The sequence below is a fragment of the Paraburkholderia sp. Cpub6 genome, from assembly GCF_014201065.1.
GTDB classification, from domain to species: Bacteria; Pseudomonadota; Gammaproteobacteria; order Burkholderiales; family Burkholderiaceae; genus Paraburkholderia; species Paraburkholderia tuberum.
The window spans coordinates 103,391-118,732 of record NZ_JACHDM010000013.1; the positions used below are offsets into that span (position 1 = coordinate 103,391).

13 protein-coding genes are annotated in these 15,342 nt (G+C 59.7%); 4 read left to right on the plus strand and 9 right to left on the minus strand.

The window, feature by feature from the left end; translation table 11 throughout:
• Positions 1 to 42: 42 nt before the first annotated feature.
• Positions 43 to 1,500, plus strand: coding sequence for a dihydropyrimidinase (hydA, locus tag HDG33_RS21730; protein WP_090811231.1), 1,458 nt, complete (start codon positions 43 to 45; stop codon positions 1,498 to 1,500).
• A gap of 226 nt (positions 1,501 to 1,726) precedes the next feature.
• Here the strand turns inward: hydA and HDG33_RS21735 are convergent, their stop codons facing one another.
• The 5 genes from HDG33_RS21735 to HDG33_RS21755 form a co-directional block, all read right to left on the minus strand.
• Complete coding sequence (locus tag HDG33_RS21735) at positions 1,727 to 2,677, minus strand: oxidoreductase (protein ID WP_184033165.1); 951 nt, start codon at positions 2,675 to 2,677, stop codon at positions 1,727 to 1,729.
• Between the two features lie 177 nt (positions 2,678 to 2,854).
• On the minus strand, positions 2,855 to 3,193 hold the full coding sequence (locus HDG33_RS21740; RefSeq protein WP_184033174.1) for a type II toxin-antitoxin system RelE/ParE family toxin: 339 nt from the start codon (positions 3,191 to 3,193) through the stop codon (positions 2,855 to 2,857).
• On the minus strand, positions 3,193 to 3,477 hold the full coding sequence (locus tag HDG33_RS21745) for a type II toxin-antitoxin system Phd/YefM family antitoxin (protein WP_184033176.1): 285 nt from the start codon (positions 3,475 to 3,477) through the stop codon (positions 3,193 to 3,195). The genes HDG33_RS21740 and HDG33_RS21745 overlap by 1 nt, the downstream gene beginning before the upstream one ends.
• Positions 3,478 to 3,650: 173 nt before the next feature.
• Positions 3,651 to 3,968 (minus strand): CcdB family protein, encoded by a 318-nt coding sequence (locus tag HDG33_RS21750; protein ID WP_184033178.1) that lies wholly within the window; start codon positions 3,966 to 3,968, stop codon positions 3,651 to 3,653.
• Complete coding sequence (locus HDG33_RS21755; RefSeq protein WP_184033180.1) at positions 3,968 to 4,210, minus strand: type II toxin-antitoxin system CcdA family antitoxin; 243 nt, start codon at positions 4,208 to 4,210, stop codon at positions 3,968 to 3,970. Before HDG33_RS21755 ends, HDG33_RS21750 begins: the two co-directional genes overlap by 1 nt.
• A gap of 144 nt (positions 4,211 to 4,354) precedes the next feature.
• Here HDG33_RS21755 and HDG33_RS21760 point away from each other — a divergent pair, with 144 nt between their 5' ends.
• Both HDG33_RS21760 and HDG33_RS21765 read left to right on the plus strand, forming a co-directional pair.
• Entirely contained in the window at positions 4,355 to 4,648 is a 294-nt protein-coding gene (locus HDG33_RS21760; protein ID WP_260330551.1) for a DUF799 domain-containing protein, read from the plus strand.
• A gap of 583 nt (positions 4,649 to 5,231) precedes the next feature.
• Entirely contained in the window at positions 5,232 to 7,682 is a 2,451-nt protein-coding gene (locus tag HDG33_RS21765; RefSeq protein ID WP_184033184.1) for a glycoside hydrolase family 15 protein, read from the plus strand.
• Between the two features lie 216 nt (positions 7,683 to 7,898).
• Here HDG33_RS21765 and HDG33_RS21770 read toward each other — a convergent pair whose 3' ends face one another.
• From HDG33_RS21770 to HDG33_RS21780, 3 genes are all read right to left on the minus strand, one after another.
• Entirely contained in the window at positions 7,899 to 8,126 is a 228-nt protein-coding gene (locus tag HDG33_RS21770; RefSeq protein WP_184033186.1) for a hypothetical protein, read from the minus strand.
• A 201-nt stretch (positions 8,127 to 8,327) separates the two neighbouring features.
• On the minus strand, positions 8,328 to 9,131 hold the full coding sequence (locus HDG33_RS21775; protein ID WP_184033188.1) for a transglutaminase family protein: 804 nt from the start codon (positions 9,129 to 9,131) through the stop codon (positions 8,328 to 8,330).
• Between the two features lie 310 nt (positions 9,132 to 9,441).
• Complete coding sequence (locus HDG33_RS21780) at positions 9,442 to 9,678, minus strand: hypothetical protein (RefSeq protein WP_184033190.1); 237 nt, start codon at positions 9,676 to 9,678, stop codon at positions 9,442 to 9,444.
• A 687-nt stretch (positions 9,679 to 10,365) separates the two neighbouring features.
• On the opposite strand from HDG33_RS21780, the gene HDG33_RS21785 reads away from it, so the two are divergent.
• A complete protein-coding gene (locus tag HDG33_RS21785; RefSeq protein WP_184033192.1) occupies positions 10,366 to 11,841 on the plus strand; it encodes a PAS domain-containing sensor histidine kinase in 1,476 nt (491 codons plus the stop codon).
• 185 nt (positions 11,842 to 12,026) lie between these two features.
• On the opposite strand, the gene HDG33_RS21790 is transcribed toward HDG33_RS21785, so the two are convergent.
• Entirely contained in the window at positions 12,027 to 15,053 is a 3,027-nt protein-coding gene (locus HDG33_RS21790; RefSeq protein ID WP_184033194.1) for an ankyrin repeat domain-containing protein, read from the minus strand.
• Between the last annotated feature and the right edge of the window lie 289 nt (positions 15,054 to 15,342).

The window sequence follows — 15,342 nt, forward strand, 5'->3', positions numbered from 1 at the left end:
GCGTTTCAAGCGTGAATGTTCAACTGAAGGAGACTTGGCATCATGGCGATCCTGATTCGAGGCGGCACTGTCGTCAATGCAGACAAGAGCTGGCGTGCGGACGTGCTCTGCGAAAACGGCGTGATCCAGAGCGTTGGCGAGAACCTCGACGCGCCTGCGGGCGCGACCGTGGTCGACGCCGGTGGCCAATATGTGATGCCTGGCGGCATCGATCCGCACACGCATATGGAGCTGCCCTTCATGGGCACGACCGCCAGCGACGACTTCTACACGGGCACGGCGGCGGGGCTTGCGGGCGGCACGACATCGATCATCGACTTCGTCATCCCCAACCCGAAGCAACCGCTGATGGACGCCTTTCGCGAGTGGCGCGGCTGGGCAGAGAAAGCCGCTTCCGACTATGGCTTTCACGTGGCGGTGACGTGGTGGGATGAAAGCGTGTATCGGGACATGGGGCTCCTCGTGAACGAGCATGGCGTCTCGAGCTTCAAGCACTTCATGGCCTACAAGAACGCCATCATGGCCGACGACGAGATTCTCGTGAACAGCTTTGCGCGCTCACTCGAACTGGGCGCGTTGCCTACCGTGCATGCGGAAAACGGCGAGCTCGTATTCCAGTTGCAACGCCAGTTGCTTGCGCGCGGTTTCACGGGGCCCGAGGCGCATCCGCTTTCACGGCCACCCGAAGTCGAAGGCGAGGCAGCGAATCGCGCCATCCGCATCGCGCAGGTGCTCGGAGTGCCGGTGTACATCGTGCATGTCTCGGCGAAAGACGCGCTTGAGGCGATCGCGCGCGCACGCGGCGAAGGGCAGCGCGTATTCGGCGAAGTGCTCGCGGGGCATCTCGTGATCGATGAGTCGGTCTATCGCGACCCGGACTGGACGCGCGCCGCCGCCCACGTGATGAGTCCGCCGTTCCGTACCCAGGAGCATCGCGACGCGCTCTGGCGCGGGCTTCAGGGCGGCCTGCTGCACACCACCGCAACCGACCACTGCGTGTTCTGCGCTTCGCAAAAAGCCATGGGCCGCCATGATTTCACGAGAATTCCGAATGGTTGCGGCGGCGTGGAAGATCGCATGGCGGTGTTGTGGGATCAAGGTGTGAACACCGGCCGGCTCACGCCGAACGAGTTTGTGCGCGTCACCTCCACCAATGCGGCGCAAATCTTCAACCTGTACCCGCGCAAGGGCACGGTGGCCGTGGGTGCCGACGCCGATCTCGTCGTCTGGGATCCCGAGGCCACGCGCGCGATATCGGTCAAGACGCATCATCAGAACGTGGACTTCAACGTGTTCGAAGGGATGACGGTTCGCGGCGTGCCGACACACACCGTCTCACAAGGCGAACTCGTGTGGGCGGACGGCGACCTGCGCGCGCGGCGCGGAGCCGGGCGTTATCTGAAGCGGCCCGCGAATCCCGGCTATCTGCAGGCGTCGCGCCTCGCGAAGAGCCTGAAGCAGACGCAGCCGGTGCATCGCGAAGGTGACGCACCACAATAAACACGGCAACGCGTGGAGGTACTGCAGGGGATATCGGGGCTCCACGCGACAGGATTCGCGTTGCGCCCCGGTAGTTCGAGTGCAAACCGGTCGGCGCTTTTTATCTGCGTCGGAGTTCGCCATTGAGCGATCAGATACAAGAACAGCGTGAGTCGGGGTGCGGTCATCGTTGAATGAGCAATCCGTATCTCGCGGTTAGTGTTTCCAGCGTTCCGCGATCCATGCGCTATCCGGTCGCTGTTCCAGTCAGCGATTCACAGGCCTGCCAGAGGCGTCTTGCATCGGTTCCGTTTCTTGCCTGACTGGCGACGTTCGCTGGTCCCACGTCTCGACCACGTGTTTCGAACAATCCGAGCGGACCATGGTAGCCGCCGTCGACGACATCGGCCGCGGTTGCGGCATAGAGCGTGGAAAGCGCACCGGTCTGGTCACTGTTGAACAAGATATCGATCAGTCCGCCTAGCGCAGAGCGGACGATCGGGCTTGCGGCAAAATGGTCGGCACGGAACAGATTCGTATTGGCAACGCCGGGATGCGCGGCAACGGACATCACGCGCGATCGTGCGGCGCGCAACCGGCGATCGAGTTCGAACGCGAACATGAGGTTGGCGAGCTTCGACTGTCGATAGGCGGTCATCGGACGGTAACGACGGGTTGCCTGAAGGTCGTCGAAGTCGAGTCGCCCGGTCTTGTGTGCGATAGAGGCAACCGTGACCACGCGCGGCCGCTCGGCAGACGCTCCTGCCGCCATCTCGAGCGCTGGCAACAGCAGGCGCGTCAGGGCGAAATGCCCGAGTACATTGGTGCCGAACTGCAATTCGAAGCCGTCGACCGTTTCGAGGCGTCGGCGGGGCGCCATGACGCCCGCATTGTTGATGAGGATGTCGAGCGGCCGGCATTGCGCGAGTTCGCGATCGCAAAAGGCGCGCACCGAAGCAAGGCTTGCGAGATCCAGTCGTTGAAGCCGCAATCGGGCGGCGGGCAGTTCCCTCTGCAGACGGGACAGGGCATCGGCGCCGCGCTGTTCGTCACGGCAGGCGAGTACGACTTCCGCGCCTGTGCGAGCCAGTATTGCAGCGACGTGATAGCCGATGCCGCTGTTGGCCCCCGTGATGATGACGCGTCTGCCGTGCTGAGGCGTGATGTCGTCGATGCTCCATTGTTTGTTCTGGTTCATTGGCGATTGTCGAGGGAAGGCCGTTAGCCGGAGAGAATGCTGATTAGCATACCCGTTGCACGCGCACCGCATGTGCTGGACATTCTCGGGTTTCGCACGGATCCGGCGGCTTCCTGAGTCGGGCGCGCAGCGCGCGCATGCTATGCGTGTGAAACGCAAGGCGGCCGTCCTGACCCGTTACATCAGCCGAAGGACGATTCTCTGAAGGAGGGAGGGCCGGTCGCGTCGAGCGTCGACCACGAGATGAACGAAAACGGTTTCGTCGCGGACCTGATAAATGATCCGGTTCTTGCCGGAAAGGCCTTGCCGGAAAACGTCCTCGAAGAAGCCCTCAAGCTCGGCAGGCGCATGACCGCTAGCGGGGAACTGGCGAATGTGCGTGATCGTCTCCTGCAGTTGCGTCGATGTCTGACGCCACATTTCCCATCCGAATGTGCGGACAGCATAGCTTCTGAGTTCGTCAATGCCGATCCGCGCGGTCGGGAGGATGCGGTATTTCAGCAGCGGTGCCGCCATCAGCGGAGCTTTTCCCGACGATCGAGCTTGTTGAGCTCCGCAAAGAACTCGTCGCCATCGACGTGATCCCCGCGCTCGATGTGCTTCTGGCCGATAGCCAGGATTTTCAGGAGCGCGAGGGTCTGCTGCGTCGATTCGTAGCTTCGCACATCCTGGACGACGAGCTTCGCTTCACCGTTCTGCGTGATGATGAGCGGCTCTCCCGAATCAGTCAGGTCCTTGACGATTTGCGCCGCTTCGCTTTTGAGGTAGCTGATTGGCTTCACATGATCGGCGAGATGCATCAAGTGCTCCAGTGAGGTTCACACAGGACCAAATTTAAACCATTAACGGTCCGGCGGCGATCTGCGGTGCGTCCATGTGCAACTATATTTGACATAATGTAATTTATCAACCTTTGTGGTTGTAATAGCTTTATAGAAATGTCGTGCCCCGGCGTGTCTACCGTCCAGAATAATCAGTAAGCGCCCAGGAGGCGATCCAGCGCGGCCGTGATCCGGTCACGGTGTTCGACAAGCGAACCGGTCTTCGGCCCCAGTTCGCTTAAGGGCACGGCCGCGACAAACGCCGGATGCAGGATGCACCGGATGCCGCCGATATCGAATGATGGCGTGAAGTCCGCCGGGAGCTTCCCGGGCGGAAAAGCATCAGCCTGAATCAGCGGTACGACGACGCGGGTCGACAGACCTTCTAGAAAGTCGCTTTGCACGTCGACAAGATACGGTGTACTGGCGCGGCCTCTACCGCTGTTGGCATAGACGTCGAATCGCGCCATCAGAACATCCGGTATTGCGCCAAGGGAAGTCCGTTCTCTTCGACCCACTGGTTCGTGTGCCTGATGAACTCGGCGTGTTCCTCAGCCCAGCGACGGCCTTCTTCGGCCTGAATCGCCTCGCGCAAGGCCTGCTCGCAGGTGCGGGAAAAGTTGATGCCGAGACTTCTCGCCCGTTCATACACGTCCACGGGCAGCGTGACATTCGTCGCCTTGCGCGCCCCGCCTGTTGCTGCATGTGCCATGGTGAATTCTCCGTGCGAACAATGCGCATGTTTATCCACATAATAACCCACATCTGGCAGTTGGTGCCGTCGCGTCGAGAAGGCTGCGGTCATATGCGCAGGCAAGCCCTCCCTTTCGTGTTAGCGCCGATGTAAAAATGACCCATGTTCGGTACGGACTCGATCATGTACGTCACCATCAACCGGTGGGATGCGAAGTATGCGGTTCTAGCGACATTGGTGACAGTCGAACTCAGCTATGCGCTGAAGAGTGGCACCACCGCAGAAACTCTGTGGACCCACAGACAAACCATGGTCTACTCGCCGCAAGCCGCGAACGCAGGTAAAAGCGTTCCTTTGGCTCAGCAGGCAAACGCGATCTCGGTCAACAAAGCCGGACAGGGCTTGCCGGCCGGCCCTTACGACGGTCAGTACAAGTCTGACGGCGCAAGCTTCTGAGTCGGTCGCGGCAGTTCGAGATCGAATGTTCCCGCGAAAGAAAACGCGGGAACAATTGCCAGGGGGCGACAACCGCTACCCTCTCCCGCCGCTCATGCGACGTTCATTGTGTTGCATCGACCGGTTGAATCCGCCGGGCGCATGCCACTGCTATGTGTCCGGTTACCGATCGGGCCGAATGACGCCTCTTGGCCGAACCTGGAAGTACGCGACTTCGCCGGTTCCCGCCTTATTCCACCCTGCTGTCGTCCGCCGTAGTGGCTTATCAGGCGAAGTTTACAGCTTCGCGTCCGCCTCGTGGCCGATGCCCCGACTCCCCGAGGCCGCTGAACGACGCGGCGGATCCGGAGCCGGCGTAATCACGATCACACGCCGCACTTGGAAACGACTTCTACATGCTTGCGATGGAGGGCGCGCCCGGCACGCGTCCCTCCGAACTGTCGCTGATTGAGCGGCCTCACGCGTGCCTCTCTATGCACGTCAAAAGCGCTATCCTCGATAGCTACAATGCGTAGCATGCCCGCTCTTCTGCTCATCACGTGGATTTCTGATCGATCTAAGCAAAGATATGGAGTGAGATGCGATGGCAAATCTGCTTGAATCGAATCCGGCTCCGGGCGCACCTGGCAATCCGCTGAACTGGAGCCGCGCGGACAAAGACGCCGTCGGCACGGCGTACTCGCTGTCAAGCCAGGTCTGGTACACGACAGCAGGCGGCATCCTCACGGAAATCTACTTCCCGGATGTCGACACCCCTCAGGTACGAGACTTCCAGCTGATCATTACCGACGGGTCGACCTTCTATCACGACGCGCAGAAGGACTTCGACCATCGATGCGAATGGCCGGAGCCGCCCGCCTTATCCTGCCGGCTCACATCCCAGGCGAAAGGGCAACCCTACACCGTCGTGCAGGACGTGATCGCCGAGAAGGGTTCGGCCTGCGTGCTGGTTCGCACGACCCTGCAGGGGGACCAGGATTTCCTTAACAAACTGCACGTCTATGCCTTGTTGACGCCTCACATGGCGGGATACGGCGCTGGCAACACCGCGCATCGCGTCAGCACCGCAAATGGCGATCGCCTGGTCGCGACGCGTGACCATTACTGGCTCGCGCTGGGCGCCGACTGCGGCTTCGGCACGACGAGTTGCGGCTTCGTGGGAGTGAACGATGGCTGGACCGACATCATCGCAAACAAGCGCTTGCCGGTCTGGAACTACGACGCAGCAAAGGACGGATACGTCGCCGTGACGGCAGAGATCAACCGCGCAGGGCAGAATCAATTCGTTCTGGCACTGGCGTTTTGCGTCGACGAACCGACGCCGATTACGCAGAGCACGCCCAACAAGGCGCTGACCGCCGTATCCGAGGCGCTGGCCTACCCCTTCGACGGACCCGCCGACCCATACAGCCACAAGCAAGCGTTCATCCAGGGCTGGAACGACGCTGTTCGCGACCCGTTCCAGCCCAAGGCGAACATTACGGGCGATGGCAATGCGCTTTTCAACATGAGCCGCAACGTGTTGCTCGCGCATGAGGACAAGACGGCCGACGGCGCACTGGTGGCTTCATTGAGCATCCCGTGGGGACAGACGGTGCGGGACCTCGCTGCCGGCTACCACATGGTCTGGCCGCGTGACATGTGCCAAAGCGCACTCGCGCTGCTGGCCGCGGGCGCGCAGGATGCGCCCCTACGCGGGCTGATGTTTCTCGCTGCGTCGCAATTGACGGATGGTAGCTTTCCGCAAAAGTTTTTCATTGACGGCGAGCCTTGGCGGGACAATGCCTCGCAGCTCGACGAATATTCCTTTCCAATCATTCTGGCCTATCACTTGAGCGAAGCCGGTCTGCTGCGTCAGTTCGATCCCACCGGCATGGTGCTGGCCGCAGCAGGCGCATTGATCAAGAACGGCCCCATGACCCAGCAGGAACGATGGGAAGAACTCGAAGGATACTCCCCTTCGACACTGGCATCGAACATCGCGGCGCTAGTCTGTGCGGCTACTAAATGGGCGGACGCCAGCACCGCCCAGTTCCTGCTCGAATACGCGGATTTTCTGGAATCGCATCTAGAGACATGGTGCGTCGCTGCGGAAGGCTCACCGGTTCCGGGCGTGACGCAGCACTACATTCGAATCTTGCCGACGCACGTCAATGGCGTCTTCAATTTTCCAGAAAATCCAGATACCGCCCAAGTAACCGTCTGGAAGAAAGACTACAACGCAAACACCATCGTGGACGCGGGTTTTCTCGAACTGGTGCGCTATGGCATTCGCGCCGCGAACGATCCGATCATCGTCAACTCGGTCAAGGTAGTCGACGCAGTAATCAGAAAAATTCTGCCGCAGGGGCCTGCCTTTTACCGATACAACCACGACGGTTATGGTCAAGGAAATCTCGGCGAGGACTGGTACGACGGCGCTACCTTCGGCGTCGGTCGCCCCTGGCCGCTGCTCACTGGCGAACGCGGCCATTACGAATTGGCCGCCGGTGGCGACCCCACCCCCTACATCCGCGCTCTCGAGGCGTTCGCCGGAACGCGCGCTCTGCTTCCCGAGCAAGTGTGGGATCTGCCCGATCTGGCAAACCCGCCCTTCGTCACTGGTGGGCCGACTGGCTCTGCCATGCCGCTCGCGTGGGCCCACGCCGAATACATCAAGCTCGTTCGCTCCGCTTCGGACGGTCGGGTCTTTAACCACCTGAAAGTCGTCGCCGATCGTTATCAGTCTCAGCCCGGCCAGGCGCCGCGCGCTCGCAGCAATATCGAAATCTGGAACTTCAACCGCCCGCTGCCGTCGATTCCGGCCGCCACGACAATTCGGATCCCTTTGGCTGCGCCTTTCCGCCTGCGCTGGACGATCGACGACTGGGCCACGTCGGAGGACAGCGAAGCCACCGCAACGGCGCTCGGCATCTACTACGTCGATCTGGTCACGCAAGCAGCCCAGGCCGGTTCATCGCTTGCATTCACCTTCTTCTGGACCTCGAGTCAGACGTGGCAAGGGCAGAATTTTTCCGTCGCCCTCCAACCCTAAGCGATGCGTCGCCAACGGCAGACAATTGCTTCTGTCATGGAGAAACACACGACTTCATCTGGCTTGCGATGGGCGCCGCGTCGCTCAAGGTCATGTTTTTCAGGTTCAAAGCTTTCCGCTTGCTCGCTTCACACGCTTTTGTCAGCGATACATCGCCTCGTACGGAGGATAGTGGAGCACCCCGTGGGGCCCGGCGGGGAGGTTACGAAAGTGCGATCATTTTGCGGCTTCGAACAGGGCGACGAGATGCGCCTGCATCGATTCCCGGCATCCTGGGAAGCCGTCCATGATCTCCATGACGCTGGAGAACCGCACGTAGGTACGCGGGTCATCGAACTGTTTGATATTCCCTTTGACGAGCAGCAGGTCCCAAGAGGGCTCGGTGGTGCCGAGGGCCAGATAGAACGCGCCGATGTGGTCTCCGTCCAGGAGCACAGCGCTCATTCGCCGAGTAACTTTGCTGGACATACTCCGCCGCGCATCCGGTCGCCCATAGTCCACCGAACGACTGACGCGTGGAACGGGTGAACGACGCGGTGACGCTCAGGCGCGCAATCAATTAGGCCAGCGCGGTCCAAATGCTACGTTACCGGGAGGGGATCCAAAAAATTCCCCGTCGGCTCAGCAATGGCCAATTGTGCGCGGTTATTCCTGATCGCAATGCACCTTGAAGTGCGTTAGCACGGCGGCCCCAAACGCATTGCTTATCGCAACATCGGCGGCGTCGCGACCGTATGCCATCAAAACGCGCCCGATGCGCGGTGCGTTGTTACGCGGATCGAAGGTTTGCCAGCTACCCCCTACGTAGGCCTCAAACCACGCCGCGAAATCCATCGGCGCTGCGACGGGGGGCAAACCGACATCGCTGATATAACCGGTGCAGTAGCGAGCCGGAATATTCATGGCGCGGCATAGCGTGATGCCCAGATGGGCGAAGTCCCGGCAGACGCCTCTTCGTTCGCGGTAAACGTCCACTGCGGTTTTGGTTGGCCGCGCGTGCCGGTAATCAAATGCGATATGCCGGTGCACGAAGTCGCAGATTGCGAGAACAGTCTCGCGGCCCGGCGCGCACTGTCCAAAAACCTTCCACGCGACGTCGACCATCAAATCGGTTTCACAATAGCGGCTACCCAATAGGAAAACGAGCGTATCGTCGGGCAACTGCTCGACTGGATGGCCCCAACCGTCTTTCGGGCGCGTTTCCATCGCATTTGGCACATTCAGAAGCGCGGTCGTGCTCAAGCCAACACGCCCGGCGGGCGCGATTATCCGCGTGCACAGGTTGCCGAACAAGTCGCGGTACTGCCTCGTCGCCACCGGCGGATCGGTAACGAGCAGATCTGCCTCGACAATATCCTTTGCATGCGAAAAGTGCGTGTTCAGCATCAGCATCATCGGCGTCGGTTGTGAGCACTCGTACGACAGTTCGTATCCGACGCGAAGCTTCATAAATTTATCCTGTTCGTCTGATCCCGGAGGTTGGGGCCGGCAACTCAAAGGCGTGCGGCCCGAGACAGCCACAACAGATGATCCCACGACGCCGGGCGTCACGCTCGCATTCAAAAACAATCGCCGCTACCTGGCCTGAGCGGCCCTATGGTCTGTTGAAATGAAATGAACGCCGTCTCCCGGTGAGAGATTGGGCCTGGCGCCAATGCTCTCAACGGCGACGACCGTCGTGCGTGCGACGTCGAACGCAGCTAGTGACCGTACTCGGCGGGACGAGTGAGTGTGTCGAGGCGGCGAAACAGGAATGGAATCAGCCAGTCGGGCCAAGCAGCAGGTCGATTGCGGCTTGACCGGCGACCTCCCCAACCAGGTAGGCCCATCGTTCAGTAAAAGGGCCGTTGCGCAGCGCGATCCGGCCCCCCCGCGCGCCGAGCACTTCGAGGTTGGTACCGCCTTTGATCTGGACAGTCACGTTGAACGTGTCCTCCGCAGCCGGAATCAACTCGACGTGAATCTCGAAGCCACGATAGGTGATCATTCGTTGCATGAAAGGCTCCATGTCGTTATCGGAGACTAACACGCGAACGTTGCATGGTTCATACGGCTACAGGCGCTGATCCCGTACGAGATCGGTAACCGGCGTCGTAATTCTGCTTGCAGAGGCGTTCGAGACGGCAATTGCCTATTGGTTGAACTGCTCCCCGAGTACTGATGGTCCTGACAGACGTGCCAAGCGTCGGGAAGGGACCGGGTGCCACGAGATGCGTTCATTCCGGCTGCACCAGATGCTTCAAGATTCCCCGACCCTTCGACCGTGAGCCGCTGGTACCTGAATTCGCAATTCCCGACTTTCGCTTGCCCCGTGAAGGGCGGCTTGATGGCCGACTTGTGCCCGATGGCTATCCGACTCGACAACGATGACCGGCAAGCAATCGCAGCGCTTCGCAAGGATCAGCGCTACGTCGTTCCACCCTTCGCTCCTCAATGGGATGCTTGACCGAGCGAAGTCAGAGGAGCGGTCCGCTCGCCGGCGGACAGCCCTGATGATAGATCAGGATTGACAGGACGGTCCTCCCCAATGAAAGTAGGGCTAGGGTGAACGCCGAGGTGTTGCCAAGCGCCAGCACGCCCAGACTTTGCGAGTACCGCGTCCGACGAGCACATGGTTTGCCGTGTCCCTTGACCGAGAGGGCGAGTCAGCGCTTCGACTTGCCGTTCAAAGGGGAAAAACCGAATGAAGGATCTCCTTGCGAACGATGGCTGGCGGGGGATGCACGCAACCAGAACGACCAACGGGATCGTTCAATCGCGCTCCGTTGCCGCGATCCTGTTCGCCGGCGCTATCAGCATAGCGATCGCGACCTGGGTATGCTTTCGCTTGGGAGCCGGCGTCGCGGTAGTCGGGTTCGTCTACCTGATCGAGGTCTTGCTGGTGTCACTGATGGGTAGCCTCGTTTCATCGGTAGCTATCTCGGTGATCGCTGTTGGTTGCCTCAACTTTTTCTTTACACAGCCACTATTTACCTTCCAGGTAGATGCCCGGCAGGACATCGTAGTGTTGACTGCCTTTTTTTTGACATCGTTCGTCGTCACCTTTCTCATGCATAGGACTCGCCAACTGGCAGCGGTCCATCGTGAGCAGGCACAGCTTCTCGACCTTACCCACGACAGCGTGGTAGCTCTCGATATGGACGATGTAATTACCTACTGGAACAGCGGCGCGGAAGCGCTATATGGGTGGAAGAAACACGAGGCGCTCGGCCACGTTGCCGACCGTCTGCTTCACACGCGTTTTCCTGCAGCACTCGAGGACATCAAAAAAACTTTGATTGAAACGGGCCGTTGGGAAGGCGAGATCGTCAATACCCGGCGCGACGGGTCGGAAGCCGCAGTGGCCAGCCGTTGGGCCCTGGTGCGAGACGAACAGGGGCGACCGATCGCGACCCTCGAAACGGGCACCGACATCACCGAGCGCAAGCGGGTCGAAGAGGCGCTGCAACAGGTGTCTCGTTTGACGTCGATCGGCGAATTGGGCGCGTCGGTGGCCCACGAAATCGCCCAGCCTCTCGCAGCGGTCGCCACCCATGGTGCCGCGTGCCTGCGATGGATTGACCGGGACGTACCCGACCTTGAAAAAGTGCGAGCCTCCGTGCAACGCATACTTACTGATGTACAACGCGCGACCGAGATCGTCAGGCGCGTCCGCATGCTCGCAAAGCGGATTGCCCCTGAGATGACGCGACTGGAAATCAACGAGCTGATCAGTGACGTCATGGTACTGCTCCAGCGCGAGGTCTTGAAGTACAACATCACGTTGCGGACGATGCTTGTTCCGGGACTGCCGGCGGTGCTTGGCGATCGGATCCAACTGGCACAAGTCGTTACGAATCTGATTACAAACGGTATCCAGGCAATGAGCACGATCGAAGACCGGCCGCACGAACTGACGATCAAGTCGTGGCGCAGCGACGACGGCTATGTGATCGTCTCGGTGCAAGATTCCGGGACAGGAATTGACCTGCAGCACGCCGATCGGCTATTCGATCCGTTCTTCACTACGAAGCCCGAAGGTATGGGTGTGGGGCTTTCTATTTGCCGTTCGATTATCGATGCGCATGGTGGGCGGGTGTGGGCAGAGAACAATGCCGGATACGGCGCGACTTTTCAGTTCACTATTCCCGTGATCGGCGATAGCGGATCGGGGGAATAAAGCGACCTGCTGCCGCCGCACGCTGCCCGATCGGCAACCGACCGCTATGTCCGATGATGGGTCCAACAAAATGTTGGACGAAACGTCCCTTAACTGAGCGAAGCGGATCTTCGAATGTCCGCCCGGATCGCTGAGCGAACGACAGTTAAGGGGCCGAAAGCCGCCCCAAAAGAAATATCGGCAAGTCAACCCTTCTTTCGTCTTTCGATTTCTTGTTTCACACGTTCGATTTCAAGCCGTTTAGCTTCCTTTGTTCCCCATCGTGGCGCTCTGTTCTGGGTGGCTTCGGCGGCTGCACGAATGCGTGCTTTGGCAGCAAGTTGATTGGCTCTGCGTTCGTCCAGCTCCCTCATTTGGGCCGCTTGCCGTTCGGCGAAGCGTTCAGCCGCGATGGGTGTGCTTCGTTCAGGCAGTCCAGCAAGGACCACAAGCTTGTCGATATTGTCCCAGGTGCTGATCCAGCCGTCGTTGTAGGCAAACTCGCTGATCAACGGGAGGTTGAGTGCCGTGTAGATCGGGACCCAGTTTTCTTCTTCGCCCTGGCGGCGACGCACAGCGAGTTTGGGATTGAACTGGTACCGCCCGGTGGATACGCGCAGGAACAGGGATCTATTGTAGGCATAGTCTCTGTCGATTTCGTTCCTCGCCAGCACGCCAGAAAGATGCTGGCGCTTGTTGCGCTCTGGCCGCGCGATGTTAGCGGGTAAGTGTTGCCAGGCATCGAGGATGATTTGGGTCTGGAACGCGCTGTCTGTATTGCCTCGTATCTTGCTGAATCGTGCCTTGAACAATACCCACAGGGTCTGGAACAGAAAGTATTCAGACAGATGCCGGTCGATGCGGACCAAGCGATCGCCCGCTCTGACATCAATGCAGGGCGGAGCCAGGCATTCATAGATTGCCGCCAGCGGGCCAGCAGCGAACTTTGCATCGCCAAATGCCTGACGCAAAGCCCAGTGCAGGGCATTGTGACCATAGTGATCGACGGCATCGCGGTCGGCGCCGCGCTCCAGCAGGGCTTCCACCAGCGCCACATTTCCTGCAGCAGCTGCGGCCATCAGCGGCGTCTGGTTCATTGGCAGACGATGATCGACGCCATGCTGGTCACACTGCCTGAGGATGTCCTTGAAGCGGTTGGCGAAGAAAGGGACGTAGCTCTTGCGGGCGAACACCGCGCGCTGCTGATCAAAGGTTCGTGCCTGCTCGAATTTCGCCTCGACTGCCAGCCACTCGGCGAGCTGCGGTTCATCGAAGCAGGTGGCATAGTCAAAGAGTTGCTGCTTGCCCTTGTTGCCCGGAGACTGCTCGCGGAAGACCTTGATCAGCAGTTCCCTGACCTTGGCCTCATCGAACACCGGCCACGGCACCGGGACCTGCTTCAAGATGGTGCGGCGGATGGCCTCCGCCTGCTCCTGCTTGCCCTGCAGTTCAAGTTTGCGTGCTTCCTTCTGCCAGTCTTCGAGCGTGGATTGCCTGGCCTCGATCCTGGTCTGGCCGACGATCAGATCCAGCAACCCGAACAGATCATGCCCTGTGTCCGACTCGATCATGTAGATGTTCTTGATGGCGCGCGTCAGCGCTACATACAGGGCATTGACGAAGAATTTATAGACTTCGAGCGACTTGTCACTCTTGTCTTTAGCGCGTTTGTAATCCAGTGTCTCGACCGCCAGATCGGTCTTGGCGATGCCCTCGACAATGTCGTTGAACTCGCCCCGGTGATCCGAGATGAAACGGTAGAGCACGATGTTCTCGTATTCGAGACCCTTGGCTTCGTGGATCGAGAACAACAGCGGCGTGGCAAAGTGCTTGCGGGCGTCGGCCTTGTCCTCATCGCGCATTACCAGGACGGCGAACTGGGCGGATTGGCGAATCTTCTGGTCCAGTTCGCGCTTGGTGGCGTCCTTGTCGGGTATCAGCGTAACCTGGCCGGTCTCGCCGCCGACGGCCTGGACCAGGAAGTTGCTCTCCCGGTCGATGGAGCCGAAGCGCCGCTGCTTGATCTTGAGCAACTGATTGGCGACGCGAGTGGCCTCCAGGCCGTTGCGAAAGTTGGCCATTAGCACGCGTAATTCCTGCCGCTCGGCCAGTTTCGGGTCTTTCCAGAACAGGCTCTTGACTTGGCTCCAGGAAAAGAAATTGGGATGGACAATCTGGTTGGAATCCCCGCAGAGCATGAAATGGCCAGGCTTCTTGATGGTTTTCAGCACGAGCGCGAGTTGCACGGTGGTGATGTCCTGCACCTCGTCAATAACCACGAAGTCGTAGCGCGGCGCAGCCAGCGCTTGCCAGTCCTGGGCGACCAGATTCAGGTCGTAGAGCTTTGCCTCGGCCAGCCAGGCGCGATACTTCTCAAACAGATTGTAGAGTTGGTCGCGCCGTTCTACGGGAAAGATCGATTGACGCACCCCCAGTGCTTGATACTCGTCGCGCGACAGGACACCGCCCGACCCGGCGGCAATCACGCCGCGAATCTCCTCGAAAGCCTGGTGGGCATCGACATCCTTGAAGTTCTGCCGTATACGCGAGTACCAGCCCGCAAAGTCGCGCCAGCTAGCCTCGCGTCCTGCCGGAACACGGATCGACTCGACAAACTCCCGGTAGGACAGAAATACGGCATCCTGAGCGCCATGCTCGAAACCGTTGGCGTAATAAAGGTCGCGGGCGCTCTGCGCCAGGAAGGCGGAGTGAGTGACGTAGAGGACCTCACCTTCGGCATGCTTGAGCTTTTCAAGCGTCAGTGCGGTCTTGCCGCTGCCAGCGCTGCCGACGACAACCAAGGGAGGTGGCTGTCGGTAAATGGTCTCCTGCGTGTCATCAAACGAGATCGGTTTGTCGAGCAGGTGAATGCCGGTACGCTCGGGATGAAGGTAGCGTAGAGCTTGCGCCTCCCTGATGGCGTCATCAGCGCTGATGTCTGGAATTTTGCTCTCGTCAATCGCCGCGCCGCGCAGGAAACGTGACTTATCGTAGGCGTGATTGACGATCACTTCCAGCATCAGTGCGCAGACTTCATCCCCGTGGCGCACCAGCGAGAACAACAGCCGGTCGGCATCATCCAGCTTCGCCCGGTAGAACTTGCCGTGGCTCAGATTGGCGAGCTTCTTGACTTGGGCAGCCCGGAAGTCGTGGCGAGCGATGGCCGCGGACACCTTGTCGTAGCTGGCCTTGACGCGTGAGGTGTCGAGGCCTGTGTATTCGAGAATCTTCATGAGGCGATGAGGACAGGTGCAAGAACAAGAATTCTCTCATGGCCGCCGGGCCTGCCAACCTCTATAGCAAGTTTTCCGGTCATTCCTGAATGGCAGTTATCCGACCTGGACCGGACGCCCTACGGCAGGGTATTTCCTCATGCTGAATGACTGGTTCGGGCCGTCTACTGCCCGATACGCTTTGGCTCATGTCGACCCACAAGGGCCAGTCCCCTTTCTCCATAACGGTCGTCCAAGCTATGTGCGGAACTGTTTAGCAGGTACGCGACCAGCTTTCAGATATCGCGAC